Here is a 17899-nt window from a genome sequence, read left to right as displayed (position 1 = left end):
CATGAACGATGCACCCGTGGCAACCCTGAAGATGGTCACGCTGGACTGCGGAGATCCCGAGGCCAGCGCGACGTTCTGGTCTGCGCTACTCGGCTGGACCGTCGTCCACGCGGAGAAGGATTACGCGATGCTGCAGGGGCCCTCCAGCGCGCTCGGATTCGGACGCGTGGAGAATTATCAGCGGCCGGAGTGGCCGAACACGAAGGGCAGCAAACAGTTTCACTTCGATCTCGCGGTCGACGATCTGGATGCGGCCGCGACAGCCGCAGTGCAGTTGGGTGCAACTGTGCCCGACGAGCAACCGGGTGAGACCTGGCGTGTGCTGTTGGATCCGGCCGGGCATCCGTTCTGCCTGACAAATGCCGCGAACTGGGGCTGACGTGGCTAGCCTTGTCCGGGTGAAACCACGTCTGGCAGGAATCGAAATCGTCGTCGCCGATATGGCAGTTGCATTGGCGTTCTACCGCGTTCTGGGACTGGACATTCCGGCCGACGCCGACGCCGAGCAACATGTGGAGGTCGACCTCGGTGGGGTTCGGTTGTTGTTCGACCTACCCTCGACGATCACCTCGTTCGATCCGACGTGGACCGCGCCGAGCGGAGGCCACCGCGTCGCGCTGGCATTCGACTGCGGCACGGCCGCCGGGGTCGATGCCGCGTGGGCGGCGGTGACCGACGCGGGGTACACAGGGCACCTGCAGCCGTGGGATGCGTTCTGGGGGCAGCGTTATGCCGTCGTGCACGATCCCGACGGCACCACCGTCGATCTGTACGCGAACGTGTGACCGGTCAGCTCACCGGAGCGATGATCTGAATCAGGTTGCCGCAGGTGTCGTCGAACACGGCGGTGATCACCGGGCCCATCTCGGTGGGCTCCTGAGTGAACCTGACACCCAGTCCGACAAGCCGATCGTGTTCGGCGGCAACGTCTTCGACGGCGAACTGGGTGAACGGAATGCCGTCGGTGAACAGTGCCGTCTTGAACGGGCCGGTTGCCGGATGGCCGCTGGGCTCGAGCAGTAGCTCGGTGCCCTCCGGCTCCTGAGGAGATACGACCGTGAGCCAGCGATCTGTTCCGCCCATGGGAATGTCGTGCTTGACCACGAAGCCCAGTACGTCGGTGTAGAACGCCAGTGCCTTGTCTTGATCGTCGACGAACACACTGGTGATGTTGATTCTCATTGCGGCCCCTCGCCTGTGGGCCCGCCGGTCAGTTCGACGGCGACGTCGAGGTGGCCGAGATGGCGGGCGTATTCCTGCAGTACATGAAAGCAGATCCAGATCAGGGTGGGCTGTTCTTCGGTGAATCGTCCACCCAGGGTGGCCACGTCGTCCATGCGATGAGACCGCAGCACCTGCTCGGTCAGTCGAGCGCCGTCGTCGAGGCGCGCGAGCAATGCCGCCGCCGGCACGTCGGTCGGCACATGCCAGGATCCGTCCTCTTTGTCCCCCCACGGATCGTCGACGGCGCGCCCGAGGAACCCCCAGACGAACCAGCGCTGCTCCATGTACACAAGATGGATGAGCATCTCGAGGGGAGTCCACTGCGACGGCACAGCCGACGTGGCCAGCGCGTCGTCACTCAACGCGGCGATCCGCCGGGCGAGCTCACCGCGGTAGAAGCGGAGGTACTCGACGAACAGGTCGGCGGGATCGGACAAGGAGGACTCGGGCTCCGGGAACGTCGTCAGCTGTGCCATGGGTCCTTCGTATCGGGTGGTGGGCTGCGTGTCCATTCTGTGGATGCGAAATCGGGATGAGGGCCGCGATCGAGAATTGTGGACACTCAGCTCACTGCTCGCGCTCCGTCGGCGCGGCAGACTCAGCCGAATAACAGCAGCGCGGCCAGGGTGAGCATCATGATTCCGATACCGAGATCGAGGACCCGCCACGCCGTCGGCCGCGCGAACAGGGGGCTGAGCACGCGCGATCCGTATCCGAGAGCGGTGAACCAGAGCACGCTGCCCAGCACGGCACCGAGGGCGAACCACCACCGAAGCTCGCCCGGCTGCCGGTTACCGATGGACCCGAGAAATACGACGGTATCGAGGTAGACGTGCGGGTTGAGCCACGTCAACGCGAGACACGTTGCGACAGCGGCGATCAGCGAGCCCCCACCGCCGCCGTCGGTGGTCATCGCCGCTGGGGTGCGGGCGCGGTTCAGCGCCATCACTCCGTAGACGAAGAGGAACAGCGCTCCGAGCACGGTGACGACGCGTAACGCCAGCGGAAACCGGTCCACGAGGACGCCGATGCCCGCCACCCCGGCGACGATCAGCACGGCGTCGGACAGCGCGCACACCGCAACCACCGGGAACACATGGGTGCGTTGCAGGCCCTTGCGCAGGACGAACGCGTTCTGCGCACCGATGGCGACGATAAGGGACAGGCCGACTCCCAATCCGGTCAACGTCGATTGTGCTGCGGCAAGCGAGGTCATGCTGTTCACGCTAGGAGGCGACCAGCATTAGAGCCAGCGAATGTTTTTCACCATCGGTAAGTGTAACTTCATATTGTGGAGATCGAGCAGCTCAGAGCGCTGACAGCAGTAGTCGACGGTGGAACTTTCGAGGCTGCCGCACGTGCATTGCATGTGACCCCGTCGGCAGTAAGCCAGAGAATCAAGTCGCTCGAAGCGTCGTTGGGGCGCACCCTGGTGCAGCGGACGAAACCGGTGGTGGCCACCCAGTCGGGTGCCGCGGTACTACGCCTGGCTCGTCAGATCGATACGCTCACGGATCAGACGAGGGCCGAGCTCAACGACGACGGCGTCTCGGCCCCCATTTCGATTGCCGTCAATGCCGATTCGATGGCGACGTGGGTGCTACCTGCGCTCGCGCCACTCGCCGGTACGACGACCTTCGATCTGCATCGCCAGGACCAGGACCGCACGGCCCAGCTCCTGCACGACGGAATCGTCTCTGCTGCAATAACATCGGTGACCGAGCCGGTTCGCGGGTGTACCGTCCGATCCCTCGGTGCCATGCGCTACCGGCCGTCGGCCACCGAAAAGTTCGCCGAGCGATGGTTCGGCCCCGGCACGACGATCGAGGCACTGCAGACCGCGCCGGTGGTGGTGTTCGATGCCGACGACCGGTTGCAGGACAACTACTTACGGCACCGAGGCGTCGATTCGCATACCCCGCCCCGTCACCTCGTCCCGGCGTCCTCGGACTACGCCCGGGCGGTGGAACTCGGCTTCGGCTGGGGAATGATCCCGGACCTCCAGGACTGTGACTCGCTGACGTGCTTCGACGCCGACGGCATCGAAGACGTTCAGCTGTACTGGCAGCAGTGGTCGCTGTCGTCGCCTGCACTGCAGCGAGCGGCCGACGCCGTCGCAGCCGCGGCAGCGACCGTGCTGCGGTGAGTCACGCCGGACTGTCGTTCGGAACGATGTCGGGCTGCCCATCGCCGACGGGATCGAGAATCGCCGCCGCGCGGGCACCCCACCGCTCGTGCGCCGATTGACGAGACATGCCGACCGCCTGGCCGATGATCGCCCACGTCGCACCCTGAACGCGCAGCACCACAACGGTTTCGATGCCGTCGAGCCCCGCCGCCAGTTGCACACGAAGACTCAACAGATGCCACGCGAGGCTCCGTCGTGCAGGCAGCTCGGTCGACTGCTCTGCCTCCCATTCCGGTGTGCCCGGCAGTGGGCCGGTGCCGATGATCTCGTCGGCAATGCGACCGGCCTCGGTGGCTGCGGCCGTCACGACCGCCCGTGTTGCCGCAGTGATGTCGGCCTCGGCGGCCAGCTCGATCGGATCCATGATCCACCTCCTGTGTCAGGTTTATCCTGACAGAAGGCTGCGGCTGATGTCAAGGATTACCTGACGCGGTGGGTCAGAGCCGATTCAACACCCGATCGATCGACTCGATTGCCTGTGTCAGTTCGGCTTCGGTGACTGTCAGTGCCGGCCGGAATCGCACTGCCGCGTCGCCGCAGCCGAGCGCGAGTACGTGCTCCTCGGTGCGCAGCAGTTCGATCACTCGGTCGCGGGTCGTAGCGTCGGGCAGGGAGAAGGCGCACATGAGTCCGCGTCCACGAACCTCGGAGACCATCTCATGTCGAGTTGCCAACTCCTGCAACTGCTTCAGCAGCACTGTTCCGAGTTGGCCGGCGCGTTCGATGAGGTTCTCGGCTTCGACGACCTCCAATATTCGACGCGACCGCACCATGTCGGTGAGGCTGCCACCCCACGTCGAGTTGATTCTGGAGCTGACCGCGAACACGTGGTCGTCGATGTCGTCGACGCGACCGCCCGCCATCACGCCGCAGACCTGGACCTTCTTACCGAAGGCGACCACATCCGGGACGACGTCGAGCTGCTGGAAAGCCCATGCGGTGCCGGTCATTCCGGCTCCGGTCTGCACCTCGTCCATGACGAACAGTGCGTCGAACTCGTGGCAGAGTGCGCGCAGCTTCTGCAGGAAGCGGGGGCGGAAGTGGTGATCCCCGCCCTCGCCCTGGATGGGTTCGATGATGGCGCAGGCGATGTCGTGCGGATTGGCTTCGAAGGCCAGCCGCGCGGCCGTCAACGATGCGTCTTCGAGCTCGTCCATGTTCGCGTCGGATCTGATGAACGGGGACGGAATTCGGGGCCAGTCGAATTTCGGGAAGCGCGCGACCTTGTTCGGATCGGTGTTGGTGAGGGACATCGTGTACCCGGAGCGCCCGTGGAATGCGTGCTCGAAGTGCATCACCTGCGAGCCCAGGGACGGATCGATGCCCTTGCGCTCGTTCCACCGGGACTTCCAGTCGAATGCCACCTTCAATGCGTTCTCCACTGCCAATGCACCGCCCTCGACGAAGAACAGGTGCGGTAGCCGAGCATCGCCCAGCACCCGGGCGAACGTGTCGACGAAGCGTGCCATCGGCACGGTGTAGATGTCGGAGTTGCTGGGTTTGTTCATCGCCGCCTGCAGCAGGTCGGCCCGGAAATCCGGATCGTCGGTCAGGGCGGGGTGGTTCATACCCAGGGCATTGGACGCGAAGAAGGTGAACAGATCCAGGTAGCGGGTGCCGTCTCGGGCGTCGACCAGGGTGGACCCGGTGGAGGCGTCCAGGTCCAGGACCAGCTCGAAACCGTCGGCCAATAGGTGTTCACCGATCACGCCGCGGGCGGTCGAGGCGTCGATGGGCACTCCGGTGCGCTGTAATACTTGCGTCATGATGACGAACATACGCGTTAATATTCCGTAAGCAAGACATTTAGACAGGAAATAATACGGTTGTAACCCCCGTCGGTAGGCTTATCTCCGACGGTTCGATTCTCTCCACGGAAGGTGTACGCGCATGTCTGCATCCATCACCCACGACGAGCTGAGTGTGCGTACGCGCGCCATTCTCGACCGGCTGGGTGCGACGATCGCGCTCGACGTGCCGGCCGGTCTCGACGCGATCACCGCGAGATCGCCGATCACCGGCGGAAATCTGGCGTCGCTGGCATCGACCTCTGCCGCAGACGTCGACGGTGTCATCGCGGACGCAGCTGCGGCGTTCGTCTCGTGGTCGCAGGTGCCGGCACCGGCGCGGGGTCAGGTGATCCGAGAACTCGGGGAACTGCTGCGTACGCACAAGGAGGACCTCGGCGCCCTGGTCTCCATCGAGGCCGGAAAGATCGTCTCCGAGGGGCTCGGGGAAGTGCAGGAGATGATCGACATCTGCGACTTCGCCGTCGGCCTGTCACGTCAGCTGTACGGCAACACCATTGCCACCGAACGCCCCGGGCATCGCATGATGGAGCAGTGGCATCCGCTCGGTGTCGTCGGCGTCATCACGGCGTTCAATTTCCCTGTCGCGGTGTGGAGTTGGAACACGGCGTTGGCGTTGGTGGCGGGCGACACCGTCATCTGGAAGCCGTCGGAGAAGACCCCGCTGACTGCCGTCGGCGTGCAGGCTCTGTTCGAGCGTGCTGCTGCCGCTGCAGGTGTGGATCCCAAGATCGCTCAGTTGGTGATCGGGGACCGAGCGTCCGGTGAAGCGCTGGTGGACGATTCGCGTGTTGCTCTGGTGTCGGCAACCGGTTCGACCAGGATGGGCAAGGCTGTTGCGCCGCGGGTTGCGCAGCGATTCGGGCGCGTGCTGCTCGAACTCGGCGGCAACAACGCGGCGATCGTCACGCCGTCGGCAGACCTCGATCTCACGACGCGCGGGCTGGTGTTCTCGGCGGCGGGTACGGCCGGCCAGCGGTGCACCTCGCTCCGACGCGTCATCGCGCATTCCTCGGTTGCGGACGAACTGGTGGCCAAGTTGGTCGCGGCGTACGAGACGCTGTCCATCGGATCTCCCTTGGAGAGTGACACTTTGGTGGGACCGCTCATCGACGCGGGCGCGTTCGCCGGCTATCAGAAGGCGCTCGAGGCCGCCAGGTCCGACGGCGGAACGGTGGTGGTCGGCGGTGAGCGCGTGAATGTCGTCGACGAGTATTCGTACTACGTGCAGCCCGCGATCGTGACGATGCCCGCCCAGACCGACATCGTCAAGCACGAGACGTTCGCGCCCATCCTGTACGTGCTCACCTACGACACCCTCGACGAGGCCATCGCCCTGCACAACGATGTGCCGCAGGGACTTTCGTCGTCGATCTTCACTACCGACCTGCGTGAAGCGGAACGCTTTCTGTCGGCTGCGGGATCGGACTGCGGCATCGCGAACGTCAACATCGGTCCCTCCGGTGCCGAGATCGGCGGTGCTTTCGGCGGCGAGAAGGAAACCGGTGGCGGACGCGAATCAGGTTCGGACGCATGGAAGGCCTACATGCGCCGGGCGACGAACACGGTCAACTATTCCAACGAACTGCCCCTGGCGCAGGGAGTGAAATTCGGCTGACGGCATGATCGGCAGTATGAAAGTACTGTCGATGCTCTTGGCCGGTTTCGTTCTCGGCTATGCCATCAGTGACATCGGCCCCGTCGAGTCGCTGGTGAACAGCACTGCGGAATTCGGGTCGTTCTGGTCGATTGTCAACGGGCTCACAGTCGTTGCCGTCGCTGCCTGTGGGACGGCGGTCGCCGTGGCCCGGGTCAGTGCGCCAACTGCGACCATCGTGGCGATGGCAGCGCTGCTCGTCGTGGTGTTCCAGACCGTCGGAATGGTGCCCGGCATACTCGGGCACTGGGCCGCTGCAGTGGGCACCGGTGTGCTGCTGGGTGCGGCCGCGGTCTTGTCGGGACACCACCGTGGTGCACAGGCCGCCCTGGGTGTCTCGGTTGTGGGCGCCGGGCTGCTGGGTTATTGGCTCGATGCGCTGATGCAGGCGAACGACGGTCCCGTCTTCGTCTGGGATGTGGTCGGTGCCGAGGACGATGTGGCGCCCGAGCGCGCGATCGTCATGGTGATCGCTGCAGTGGCCGCGGCAGTCACGTTGTTCCTGGCACGCCGCCACGAGGTGGTGCAGCCACCCGAGACCCCGCGGATTCTGCTCGTCGGCCTGTCGCTGCCCGTCGTGGCAAGCGTCCTGAGCTGGATTGCGGCAGATGCCGATACGCGGAGCGTCGAGTGGCTCGGGGCTCTCGTCGGTATGACGGCTGCCGCGCTGCTGGCCTCGTTCCTACTTCCTGGGCGCGACGGATGCCTGCTGCTGGTGCTGTTCGCAGTGTCGGCGACGGCCCTGGGCACCTCCGGCTTCGCCGCGGGAGATGCCGTTCGGTTGTGCGCGAGCGCAGCACTGTTGGTAGTGGGAGCCGGGATCGGTTACCGGTGGCCGCAGCTGTACATCGGGCTGGGCGGCCTGTTCGTCATCGCTGCTACGAGCCTGACGGAGAACTACGTCGACATTCCGATCGTCTCGCAGTTCGCTCTGCCGCTCGTTGCGGCCTATGTTCTGGTCTCCGCACTGGCGACCTCGCCCGGATCTCTGGTGATCTCACTGCCGGCGGTGTTCGTCATGGCCCTGCCCGTGACCGTGGTGTCCGCCGGCTACACACCGTCGTTTTCCATGGATGAATCGGTCATCTCACGCACAAGCGAGCCCGACCACCTGGTGCTGTCGGTGGCCGGGCTCGTGGTTCTTGCTGTGGTGACGGGTGCCGCTGTTCTGCTGGCGCGTCGCTCACCCGTCGTGCGTGGAAACTCGTAGTGGGCTACGAGTTTCCACGCACCTACGGGGTCGGCGCGACAGTCGTCGTCGGAGCTGCGGCGTCGGGAGTGACCGGGGTGTCCGTGGCGGGCGCGGTGACGCATACCGGCGGTGCGCCCTCGACGGGTGCCTCACCCTCGGCTGCAGTCGTGCAAGCCGGTTCTGCAGGCTCGGCAGCGGGAGCCGGTGCCGGTGCCGGCACCTCGGCCGCGGGGCCGGGAGCAGGCGCAACGGGGGCGGCCGGGGCAGCCGGGCTGGTGGTGACCGGTGCCGTCGTGGTTGCGGTCGGAGTTGCCGTTGCCGAGGTGGTGGTCTCGGGTGTGGCGGCGATGGCCTGAATTGCTGCGCGGCCTGCCTTCTCCTGTACTTCCTTGGTCTTCACCGGCTCGCCTCGGTTGGCCTGCTCGGCCAGCTGGGTCAGCCAGGCTGCGGCGTACTGGACCGACGTCAGTGGCTTGCCGTTGGCTGCGTCGGCGTCGCGCCAGTAGTCGAAGTGGTGTCCCGTGCCGGGTCCGAGGGTGAGGCCGTAGGGATCGTTCATGACGACCGGGATCGTGTTCTGGTTGGACGAGATGAATCCGGTGATTTCGCGGAAGATTTTCTGCGGCAGGTACACCAGGTCGACCATCTGGCCGGTCTCGATCGGTTCTTCACCGTCGACCTCGGCCGAGACGGGGGTCGTTGCGGTGCCGGGCTTGTAATTGGGCTCGGACACCTTGATCAGCACGTCGAGGAACGTCTCGTCGCTCTGCATCCAGTTGGGTTGCGACGCAATGTCGTTGAATGCATTGATTGCGATGCGGCCCATGGCCAGAGCAAGATCGGCTCCGGTGGCCGGAGTGAGCTGCTCGTTCTGCAGCGCGTCGGCATTGACCTGTCGACCGACGTTGGCGGCCAAGTGGATCAGCGACGTGTTCTGCGGCAGAGCGCAGGTGAGGTCACCGTCGGAGCAGAAGGACGCGACGCGTCCGTCGAGTGCGCCGAAGCTGCCCGAGGTTCCGGGCAACGCGCCCTGACCGGGGATGGCGGTGTTGCCGTTCTGGTACTTGGTGCCGAAACCGTCCGGGTTGCTGAACGGGTTCTCGGCACCGGGGAACGGACCCTCGCCGGCGACGCGGCCGGCGTCGGCGAGAATGACGACCCCGACGACCTGGGAGGGATCGATGATGCCGTACTTGCCATCCTCGGGAACTGCCTGGTTGCCGATCTCCATGGCGGTGCGGCGAGCCACGTCTGCACCTTCGCTGTAGCCGACTATGGCGAAGCGAGTGTTGGGGCAGGACGCGGTGATTTCTTTCATGATGGTCTGCGAGTTGGTGACGCCCGTCTGCACGGCGTTCTCGTAGCTCGCGAGGTCCGCCGGGTACTCCACGTAGACCGCCGCGTAGGAATCGGCGTCTACCTTGCCGATCGGTGCCCGCACCGCCTGATCGATCCAGTCACTGGTGTAGTCGCCGGACATCGCTGCAGGCAGCCGCGTGCCGTCAGGCTTGGTCAGCCATTTGACGCCTTCGCGGGGTGTGTCGCTGCGGCCGCCGATGGCAATGCTGACCATGTCGTAGCAGGTCGATGTCGACACCAGCTCGACCGAGGCCTCGACACTCGTTTCCGATGCGGACCAGGGTGCTGCTACCAGCACTCCGGCACCGAGTGCGCCGATCGCAAACGCACTGAGCGCGATGCGCACACGCTTCGACTTGCCACCATTCATGTTTTCGATCCCCATCATCCACGCCCGAACCGATCCCGACTGCAGTTGCCAGTGGGTTACCCGGCATTTCGTCGCTCGGATGGTTCGCGTTACAAAACGCTTCGTTTACCGTCGTGGACATGACTTTTCACGCTCGAATGACACCGATGGAATTAGCTCTGACCGATGGATCGACCTGCGTCGTGCGTGAGGCGGTGGCGTCGGACCTCGAGTCGATCGTGGCGCTGCTGGCGGACGACCAGTTGGGCGCGACGCGCGAATCCGTCGACGACATGGACCGATATCGCACCGCTTTCGAGGACATTTCCTCTGATCCACGGAACGTGCTGGTTGTCGTCGTGCACGGTGACGAGGTGGTGGGAACTCTGCAGTCGACGGTCATTCCGGGACTGGCGCGAGGTGGTGCGTTGCGCGCTCAGATCGAAGCCGTACGGGTGGCCGCTACCTGGCGCAGCCGCGGACTCGGTGGCGCGTTGATCGAGTGGGCGATCGAGGAGGCCACGCGGCGAGGGTGCGCGCTGGTGCAGCTGACGTCCGACTCGCGTCGAGTGGATGCCCACCGGTTCTACACCCGTCTGGGCTTCACTGCCTCGCACGTCGGCTTCAAGAAGGCGATCGGCACTACCCACTAGATACCCTGGGGGGTAGGGTAAGTATGTGAACTTCACGCGACAGGAACTCGGCACCCCGACCAAGCTCGTCGGATTCGTCGTCGGCATAACCCTCGTCTTCTTCCTCGCGCTGTTCGTAGGCCATACGATCGGACCCGACGCGTCGGCCAGCGAACCGACGCATTCCGACCACGAGTCGTACGACGGAACATCTGCGCTCCATCCGGACTTCCAGCCTCAGGGTGTCGTCCGCACGGCCACATTCGTCATCGAGGCAGAGGGAAATCAGGGATGAGTACGGAAACCGAACTGATTCTGGGCGGCATGACCTGTGCGTCGTGCGCCAACCGCATCGAACGCAAGCTCAACAAGCTCGACGGGGTATCGGCGACGGTCAACTACGCCACCGAAAAGGCGCGTGTCACCAGTGACGGCGTGGCCACCGAGGCCCTGATCGCCGCTGTCGAAGCCGCCGGTTACACCGCGAGCCTTCCGGTGACCGAGCCGGTCGACGCCGAGACGCCGGTCGATCCGGTGAAGCAGCGTCTGATCGTTTCGGCGGTGCTCAGCGTGCCCGTCATCGCGATGGCCATGATTCCAGCTCTCCAGTTCACCAACTGGCAGTGGCTGTCGTTGACTCTCGCCGCGCCGGTCGTCGTCTGGGGAGCGCTGCCGTTCCACCGGGCCGCGTGGACCAACCTGAAGCACGGTACGTCGACGATGGACACCCTCGTGAGCATGGGAACCCTTGCTGCACTGGGCTGGTCGCTATATGCGCTGTTCTTCGGTACAGCCGGCGAGCCCGGCATGACGCATCCGTTCGAGTTCACTATCGCGCGGATGGACGGGGCGAGCAATATCTATCTCGAGGCGGCTGCGGGTGTCACCACCTTCATCCTGGCCGGCCGGTGGTTCGAGAGCAGGTCCAAGAGGCAGGCCGGTGCGGCGTTGCGCGCACTGATGGACCTCGGTGCCAAGACCGTCGCCGTGGTGAAAGGCGATGAGGAGCAACAGATTCCGATCGATCAGCTCGCCGTCGGCGATCTGTTCGTCGTTCGTCCGGGTGAGAAGATCGCCACGGACGGAACCGTCGAGAGTGGATCCTCGGCCGTCGATCGGTCGATGCTGACGGGCGAGTCGGTGCCGGTGGAGGTCGGGGCCGGCGACGCGGTGACCGGAGCCACGGTGAACGTCGGTGGTCGAATCACCGTGCGCGCCAGCAGAGTCGGTGCAGACACCCAGCTCGCGCAGATGGCGAAGGTGGTGGAAGATGCGCAGACCGGCAAGGCTCAGGCCCAGCGTCTGGCCGATCGTATCTCGGGAATCTTCGTGCCGATCGTCATCGCCATCTCGGTGGCAACGCTCGGATTCTGGCTCGGCACCGGCAATTCGGTGGCCGCTGCCTTCACGGCGGCGGTAGCCGTCCTGATCATCGCGTGCCCCTGCGCACTCGGGCTGGCCACCCCCACAGCACTGATGGTCGGCACCGGTCGGGCGGCGCAGCTGGGGATTCTGATCAAGGGCCCAGAAATGCTCGAATCGACCCGCCGCATCGATACCGTCGTGCTGGACAAGACCGGCACCGTGACCACCGGTGAGATGACACTGCACTCGGTGCACGTGGCCGACGGTGAGGACGAGGACGTGGTCCGTGCCGTGGCGGCAGCGTTGGAATCGGGTTCGGAGCACCCCATCGCGCGGGCCATCGCAGGCGGGGCACTGTCCCAGTCGGTCGAGGAGTTCACCAGCCTCGAGGGTCTCGGTGTCCAGGGCGTCGTCGAGGGTCGCGCCGCGGTCATCGGCCGTCGCAGCCTGCTGGCCGACTGGTCGATGCCCCTGCCACCGGAACTGGCCGACGCCTTCGACGACGCCGAACGCCAGGGACGCACCGCCGTCGCAATCGGGTGGGACGGGAAGGCTCGCGGGGTTCTGGTGGTCTCCGACTCGGTCAAGCCGACGTCGAAGCAGGCCGTCGCAGAACTGCGCGAGCTGGGCCTGACGCCGGTCATGCTCACCGGCGACAACGAGGCCGCCGCCCGAACGATCGCCGCGGAGGTAGGCATCGAGCAGGTCGTTGCCGGTGTGCTGCCGTCGGGCAAGGTCGATGCCGTTCGTGAACTGCAGGCCGCAGGCAAGGTCGTGGCGATGGTCGGCGACGGCATCAACGACGCGGCAGCGCTGGCCACCGCCGACCTGGGGCTCGCGATGGGGACCGGTACAGATGTAGCGATCGAGGCGAGTGATCTGACGCTCGTCCGCGGCGACCTACGGGCCGTCGGCGATGCGATCCGGCTCTCGCGTCGCACACTGAGCACCATCAAGGGCAACCTGTTCTGGGCGTTCGCCTACAACGTCGCGGCGATACCCCTCGCGGCCGCGGGCCTGCTCAACCCGATGCTCGCCGGGGCGGCGATGGCGCTGTCCTCGGTGTTCGTGGTGAGCAACAGCCTGCGGTTGCGCCGCTTCCGCGCCACGATGTGACTCGTTGGTAGCAGCGAGCGGCCCGCTAGTACAGGATGGAGACATGTCCGATGCACACGATGTCCCCATCCGCGACGAATCGATCCGGCTGGGCCAATTCCTCAAGCTCGCCAACCTGATCGAATCCGGTGCCGAAGCCAAGGGCATCATCGCCGACGGCCTGGTCAGCGTCAACGGGGACGTGGACATCCGCCGCGGACGGCAGTTGCAGCACGGAGATGTCGTGTCGGTCCAGGGTGGGCCAGCTGCCCGCGTGAGCAAGGAAGAGGCACTGTGAAGGTCGGTAAGCGCGGTCTGCCGCGAAACGAAGTTCCCGGCGCATTCGACGTCGGTGCCAAGGCGTACGACCGACTCGTCGGAGCGAACCCCGGCTACCACGAGCACCTCGTCAAGTCCGCGCAGCGCCTCCGCATCCCCGACCTCGGGAGCGGACTGCGCCTGCTCGATATCGGTTGCGGTACGGGTGCGTCCACCGCAGCGCTGCTCGAAGCGGCACCGCACGCCGAGATCGTCGCCGCCGACGCGTCCGCCGAGATGCTCGAGGTCGCCCGGAGCAAGGACTGGCCGTCGAACGTCACGTTCGTGCATTCGCGGGTGGAGGATCTGGCCGTGAACGGGGTCGACGGACCGTTCGACGCCATCCTGGCCGCATATCTGATCAGGAACGTCGACGACCCCGACACCGAACTCAAATCGCTACTGGCGCTGCTGCGTCCGGGTTCGACGATCGCGTTCCACGAATACTCGGTGCACGATTCACTGCGTGCTCGCATCTCCTGGAACGTCGTGAGCTGGGGCATCATCATCCCGCTCGGCTGGCTCGCGACGCGAGACGCCACATTGTATCGGCATCTGTGGCGCAGCGTCGTGACGTTCGACGGCGCATCGGCGTTCATGCGACGGATGCAGCGTGCGGGCTACAGCGGTGTCGCCCGAGAGACGATGACCGGATGGCAGAACGGTGTGGTGCACACGTTCCTGGGCTCTCGACCCGCGAAGGAAGAGCGTTGACCGACTCCAAGAAGGTCACCCATGCTGCGGTGCAAGGATATTCGGACGCAGGCCAGCTGGCCGACGTCCCGCATGTGGTGGTGGTGGGCGGCGGTATCGCGGGGCTGAGCGCCGCGACCGCGCTGGCCGAACGCGGCGTCAAGGTTCATCTGGTCGAACGCGAAAGCTACCTCGGTGGCCGCGTCGGTGGCTGGGACACGACGCTGGAGGACGGCTCGCCCGCGACGATGAGCCGCGGCTTCCACGCGTTCTTCCGGCAGTACTACAACCTGCGAAACCTGCTGCGCCGCACCGACCCCGACCTGGCGCGTCTACGCCCGGTCGACGACTACCCGCTGATCGACGGCGACGGACGTATCGACGGATTCAAGGGTCTGCCCGAGACGCCACCGCTCAATGCATTCGCGTTCGTCAAGCGCAGTCCGACGTTCCGGTGGAAGGACCTCACCGATCTCAACGGAATCGCCGCCCTGCCACTGATGACGGTGAGCGTGCCGAAGACCTTCGACGAACTCGACACCACTCCCGCGGCGGAGTTCCTGCGCAACATCAACTTCCCCGAAGCGGCACGCCATCTGGCGTTCGGGGTGTTCTCACGCAGCTTCTTCGCCGACCCGGAGGAGATGTCGGCTGCCGAACTGGCGATGATGTTCCACATCTACTTCCTCGGCTCCTCCGAGGGTCTGATCTTCGACGTCCCCCGCGATCCCTACCCACAGGCACTGTGGAACCCGTTGGGGGAGTACCTCAGCGGTCTCGGTGTCGAGATCAGAACGTCCACTCCGTGTGGCGAGATCACCCGCGGTGGCCTGCGCAAGTTCCGCGTCGACGCCGGCGGAATCATCGACGCCGACGCGGTGGTCCTCGCTACCGACATCGCCGGATTGCAGCGGGTGCTCGAGGAATCCCCCGAGCTCGGGACGCCGGCGTGGCGCAAGCAGATCGGCGCGCTGCAGAACACCCCGCCTTTCATGGTCCACCGCGTGTGGCTGAGCAAGGCGGTGAATGCCGATCGTCCCGCGTTCATCGGCACCGGCGGTATGCCTCCGATCGACAACATCAGTGTGCTCGAGCGGTTCGAGGACGAGGCCGCGGAGTGGGCAGCGAGGACCGGAGGTTCCGTGGTCGAACTGCATGCCTACGCCGCCGAGGAATCCGAGGAGGTCACCCGCGCGCAGCTGATGGCTCGCATGCACGAGATCTACCCGGAAACCGCTGCGGCAGAAGTAATCGCGGAACGATCCGAATGGCGAGACGACTGTCCGATGTTCGGCCTCGGAGCATTCGCCGAGCGGCCCACCGTGCGCACCCCCGAGCCCTCGCTGGTACTCGCGGGTGACGGCATTCGAATCGATCTGCCCGTTGCTCTCATGGAACGTGCCGCCACCACCGGACTGCAGGCAGCGAACACCCTGTTGGCGGGCTGGGGCGTCACCGGCCACGACATCGAAACCGTACCCACGAGTGGACGATTCAAGATGTTCGACGCTTTGGAGCGGCTTCGCCGCAGGTGAGTGGTACTTCGTAGCAGGGGTCGAACTTCCACTCACGACAGGAGGTTGCATGCGTCTCGAGGTCGACGATCTGTCGCGGCCGGAGGTCGGTGCGTTGCTCGTCGAGCACCTTGCGGACATGCACGCGACGTCCCCGGCAGAGAGTGTTCACGCACTGGATCTGTCGGGTCTGCGCGGGCCGGACATGGGGGTGTGGACGGCGTGGGAGGCCGGGGCACTGCTCGGCATTGCCGCGCTGAAGACACTCACTCCTGAACACGGAGAACTGAAATCGATGCGCACCTCGCGTTTCGCGCGAGGCCGCGGGGTGGCGTCCGAACTGCTCGAGCACGTTCTGACGGAGGCGCGGCGGTTGGGGTTCGAGCGCGTCAGCCTGGAGACGGGTACCCAGGACTACTTCGCCGCAGCTCGACGCCTCTACGAGCGACATGGATTCGTCGCAGTGCCCCCGTTCGGCGACTACGTCGTGGACCCGTCGAGCACGTTCTACTCGTTGGTCCTGTGATGTCTGGCCTTGTGACCAGTTACTCGGTGCGGCAATGACGCAGGCCGGCACCGAATGTCGGTGCCGGCCTTGCGGTCGTTGGGATCACGCAGCGACGGGCTGTCGCGGTACGTGCGGGTAGAGGTCGTCGTCGACCGGCTCTGCTCGCTGCTGATCCAGTAGATCGGCCGCGGCGCATTCACGGATCTCGGTCCCGACCCCGAGAACCGTGCGCCACCATTGGTCACGATCGGGAGATTCCGGCCAGACCACGGTATCCGTTTCCATATGCATCACCCTCCCTGAGTAGTTCGACAGTGCTCGATGTGCTTGTGCGCGTGACGGATCAGGTCGATTGGTGTTCGATGGATCTCTGCTCGCCGGTCAGCTCGGCACGAGCGATGTCGACCTTGCGCGGCTTCGCTCGCTCGGCAAGCGGAATGGTGATCGACAGGACGCCGTTGTCGTACGACGCCGAGATGCCCTCGGTGTCGACGCCGTCACCCAGAGAGATCTGTCGACGGAACGTCCCGGCGAACCGTTCCGATGAAATCCACTGCACGCCGGAGCTTTCCGGCACTGTTCGTCGCGCGGTGAGCGTCAATGTGCCGCGATCGACGTCGACGTCGATGGATCCCGGGTCGACGCCGGGAAGGTCGGCACTGAGTACGTAGTGATCGTCGACCTTGTACAGATCCATGGGCATGAATCGCGGTGCGCGGTCCGAACCGGTAGACGCACCCAACAATGCCGAGGTGAGCGAATCGACGTCACGGAACGGATCGAAACGAAGCACAGCAACCACCTCCTGTACCCAGATGCGCTCGCCCCTGTGGCGAGGCGCTCCTCAACTGTGCAACACAGAAATTAGCACTCGATTGCGGCGAGTGCCAAGACCTTTTCGGCACATTTTCGGAAATTTTTGGACTCAATAGTGCTGCGGCGCAATGGGGGTGGCGTGCAGTAGTCGGTGTGACGGTCGAACCGCCGCCTCGCTCGAATGCTGCAACCTACACTCGATCCGATGGTGACCATCGTGCCGTACGTCCCCCGGTATCGGGCCGAGTTGCTCGCACTGTCGCTTCGCGCGTGGGAACCGGTGTTTCCTCTCGTGCAGGAGGCGGTCCCGTCGTTCGTGTACGACTGCTTCTATCCCCAGGGGTGGCAGGCACGTCAGTACGACGATCTCGCATCCGTCATCGACGACGAACCCGAGAGCGTGGACGTGGCCGTGGACGGTGACACGCCGGTCGGCTGGGTCTGTACCCGCCTGCACCCGAACGACGACATGGGTGAGGTGTACGTCCTGGTGGTCGACCCAGCTCAGCAGCGAGCCGGCGTCGGAAGGGCGCTCCTCGATCGGTCTTTCGCGCGAGTGAGATCCGCCGGAATGCGCATGGTAATGGTCGAGACCGGTGACGATCCCGGTCATGCGCCGGCGCGGTCGGTCTACGAGAAGAGTGGTTTCGAGCGGTGGCCTGTCGCCCGGTATTTCAAGGACCTCGCCGACGACTGATGGTTGTGGCGAGTCCGACCCGAGCCGACGCGTGGGATCTGCAGCCCGGAGGCGCATTCCGAACGCTGATGAGTGAACCCGGAGGCGACTTCGAACCGCACATCGACGGGTGCTTCCTCGCCGTCGACCATCAGGAACGCATCGTGTTCACCAACTCCCTCGTCGAAGGTTGGCGACCTGCCCCGCAACTGTTCATGACCGCGGTGATCACGTTCGCCGATCATCCCGACGGGACGGAGTACCGGGCGCACGTGATGCACCGCAACGTAGAAGACCGAAAGATGCACGAGGAGTTGGGCTTCGATGACGGTTGGGGAACCGTCATCGGCCAACTCGCCGCGTTCGTCGAAGGCTAGATGTAATGAGCAGGGACGTTGTGGACGGCGTGGCAGCGACAGATAGGTGAGGACCTCCGGTATCGGTGTGGTTACCACAACTGCACCGACAACCGAGAGGTCCTCGTGTCACACGCTAATGCCTTGCT

At 65.0% G+C, this 17899-nt stretch carries 22 protein-coding genes; 14 read left to right on the top strand and 8 right to left on the bottom strand.

Annotated elements, in window-relative coordinates; genetic code table 11:
- The first annotated feature begins 1 nt into the window (after position 1).
- Both J1M81_RS21720 and J1M81_RS21715 read left to right on the top strand, forming a co-directional pair.
- Entirely contained in the window at positions 2–379 is a 378-nt protein-coding gene (locus J1M81_RS21720; RefSeq protein WP_032371440.1) for a VOC family protein, read from the top strand.
- 19 nt (positions 380–398) lie between these two features.
- Positions 399–785, top strand: a complete 387-nt coding sequence (locus J1M81_RS21715) for a VOC family protein (RefSeq protein ID WP_032371441.1) — start codon at positions 399–401, stop codon at positions 783–785.
- Between the two features lie 4 nt (positions 786–789).
- On the opposite strand, the gene J1M81_RS21710 is transcribed toward J1M81_RS21715, so the two are convergent.
- The 3 genes from J1M81_RS21710 to J1M81_RS21700 all read right to left on the bottom strand — a co-directional run bounded on the left by J1M81_RS21710 (position 790) and on the right by J1M81_RS21700 (position 2440).
- Positions 790–1182 (bottom strand): VOC family protein, encoded by a 393-nt coding sequence (locus J1M81_RS21710; RefSeq protein ID WP_027494935.1) that lies wholly within the window; start codon positions 1180–1182, stop codon positions 790–792.
- A complete protein-coding gene (locus tag J1M81_RS21705) occupies positions 1179–1700 on the bottom strand; it encodes a DUF664 domain-containing protein (protein WP_206498819.1) in 522 nt (173 codons plus the stop codon). The genes J1M81_RS21710 and J1M81_RS21705 overlap by 4 nt, the downstream gene beginning before the upstream one ends.
- A gap of 122 nt (positions 1701–1822) precedes the next feature.
- Entirely contained in the window at positions 1823–2440 is a 618-nt protein-coding gene (locus J1M81_RS21700) for a LysE/ArgO family amino acid transporter (protein WP_032367950.1), read from the bottom strand.
- Between the two features lie 72 nt (positions 2441–2512).
- On the opposite strand from J1M81_RS21700, the gene J1M81_RS21695 reads away from it, so the two are divergent.
- The gene (locus J1M81_RS21695) at positions 2513–3370 is read left to right on the top strand and encodes a LysR family transcriptional regulator ArgP (RefSeq protein ID WP_206498873.1); all 858 of its coding nucleotides are present in this window, start codon (positions 2513–2515) and stop codon (positions 3368–3370) included.
- Position 3371: 1 nt separating this feature from the next.
- On the opposite strand, the gene J1M81_RS21690 is transcribed toward J1M81_RS21695, so the two are convergent.
- Positions 3372–3776, bottom strand: a complete 405-nt coding sequence (locus tag J1M81_RS21690) for a hypothetical protein (protein WP_032385293.1) — start codon at positions 3774–3776, stop codon at positions 3372–3374.
- 73 nt (positions 3777–3849) lie between these two features.
- A complete protein-coding gene (gene lat / locus J1M81_RS21685) occupies positions 3850–5145 on the bottom strand; it encodes an L-lysine 6-transaminase (protein WP_206498872.1) in 1296 nt (431 codons plus the stop codon).
- Between the two features lie 157 nt (positions 5146–5302).
- Here lat and J1M81_RS21680 point away from each other — a divergent pair, with 157 nt between their 5' ends.
- The gene (locus J1M81_RS21680) at positions 5303–6838 is read left to right on the top strand and encodes an aldehyde dehydrogenase family protein (protein WP_206498818.1); all 1536 of its coding nucleotides are present in this window, start codon (positions 5303–5305) and stop codon (positions 6836–6838) included.
- Between the two features lie 16 nt (positions 6839–6854).
- Positions 6855–8087 (top strand): hypothetical protein, encoded by a 1233-nt coding sequence (locus tag J1M81_RS21675; protein ID WP_152530362.1) that lies wholly within the window; start codon positions 6855–6857, stop codon positions 8085–8087.
- Positions 8088–8109: 22 nt separating this feature from the next.
- Here the strand turns inward: J1M81_RS21675 and J1M81_RS21670 are convergent, their stop codons facing one another.
- Positions 8110–9813 (bottom strand): cutinase family protein, encoded by a 1704-nt coding sequence (locus J1M81_RS21670; RefSeq protein ID WP_206498871.1) that lies wholly within the window; start codon positions 9811–9813, stop codon positions 8110–8112.
- 104 nt (positions 9814–9917) lie between these two features.
- On the opposite strand from J1M81_RS21670, the gene J1M81_RS21665 reads away from it, so the two are divergent.
- The 7 genes from J1M81_RS21665 to J1M81_RS21635 are packed head-to-tail and all read left to right on the top strand — an operon-like array spanning position 9918 to position 15920.
- Positions 9918–10430 carry a GNAT family N-acetyltransferase gene (locus J1M81_RS21665; protein WP_241258323.1) on the top strand — a complete coding sequence of 171 codons (513 nt, stop codon included), beginning with the start codon at positions 9918–9920 and terminating at the stop codon, positions 10428–10430.
- Between the two features lie 25 nt (positions 10431–10455).
- Positions 10456–10704: a hypothetical protein gene (locus J1M81_RS21660; RefSeq protein WP_206498817.1), complete on the top strand. Its 249-nt coding sequence runs from the start codon at positions 10456–10458 to the stop codon at positions 10702–10704.
- On the top strand, positions 10701–12890 hold the full coding sequence (locus tag J1M81_RS21655) for a cation-translocating P-type ATPase (RefSeq protein ID WP_206498816.1): 2190 nt from the start codon (positions 10701–10703) through the stop codon (positions 12888–12890). Before J1M81_RS21660 ends, J1M81_RS21655 begins: the two co-directional genes overlap by 4 nt.
- A gap of 43 nt (positions 12891–12933) precedes the next feature.
- Complete coding sequence (locus J1M81_RS21650) at positions 12934–13167, top strand: RNA-binding S4 domain-containing protein (RefSeq protein WP_027494925.1); 234 nt, start codon at positions 12934–12936, stop codon at positions 13165–13167.
- Positions 13164–13901: a class I SAM-dependent methyltransferase gene (locus J1M81_RS21645; RefSeq protein WP_032367575.1), complete on the top strand. Its 738-nt coding sequence runs from the start codon at positions 13164–13166 to the stop codon at positions 13899–13901. The genes J1M81_RS21650 and J1M81_RS21645 overlap by 4 nt, the downstream gene beginning before the upstream one ends.
- Positions 13898–15415 (top strand): NAD(P)/FAD-dependent oxidoreductase, encoded by a 1518-nt coding sequence (locus tag J1M81_RS21640; RefSeq protein ID WP_032400926.1) that lies wholly within the window; start codon positions 13898–13900, stop codon positions 15413–15415. Before J1M81_RS21645 ends, J1M81_RS21640 begins: the two co-directional genes overlap by 4 nt.
- Positions 15416–15464: 49 nt before the next feature.
- Positions 15465–15920 (top strand): GNAT family N-acetyltransferase, encoded by a 456-nt coding sequence (locus J1M81_RS21635; RefSeq protein ID WP_032400927.1) that lies wholly within the window; start codon positions 15465–15467, stop codon positions 15918–15920.
- Positions 15921–16004: 84 nt separating this feature from the next.
- On the opposite strand, the gene J1M81_RS21630 is transcribed toward J1M81_RS21635, so the two are convergent.
- Complete coding sequence (locus J1M81_RS21630) at positions 16005–16187, bottom strand: hypothetical protein (protein ID WP_032374615.1); 183 nt, start codon at positions 16185–16187, stop codon at positions 16005–16007.
- A gap of 58 nt (positions 16188–16245) precedes the next feature.
- Positions 16246–16695 (bottom strand): Hsp20/alpha crystallin family protein, encoded by a 450-nt coding sequence (locus tag J1M81_RS21625; RefSeq protein WP_032374627.1) that lies wholly within the window; start codon positions 16693–16695, stop codon positions 16246–16248.
- Between the two features lie 228 nt (positions 16696–16923).
- Here J1M81_RS21625 and J1M81_RS21620 point away from each other — a divergent pair, with 228 nt between their 5' ends.
- Positions 16924–17415, top strand: coding sequence for an N-acetyltransferase (locus J1M81_RS21620; protein ID WP_052061618.1), 492 nt, complete (start codon positions 16924–16926; stop codon positions 17413–17415).
- Complete coding sequence (locus tag J1M81_RS21615) at positions 17415–17771, top strand: SRPBCC domain-containing protein (protein ID WP_052061612.1); 357 nt, start codon at positions 17415–17417, stop codon at positions 17769–17771. The genes J1M81_RS21620 and J1M81_RS21615 overlap by 1 nt, the downstream gene beginning before the upstream one ends.
- Positions 17772–17899 lie beyond the last annotated feature (128 nt).

Origin of the sequence: Rhodococcus sp. KRD175 (genome assembly GCF_017168275.1) — a bacterium.
Lineage (GTDB): Bacteria > Actinomycetota > Actinomycetes > Mycobacteriales > Mycobacteriaceae > Rhodococcoides > Rhodococcoides fascians.
This window is presented reverse-complemented; position numbering and strand designations above follow the sequence as displayed.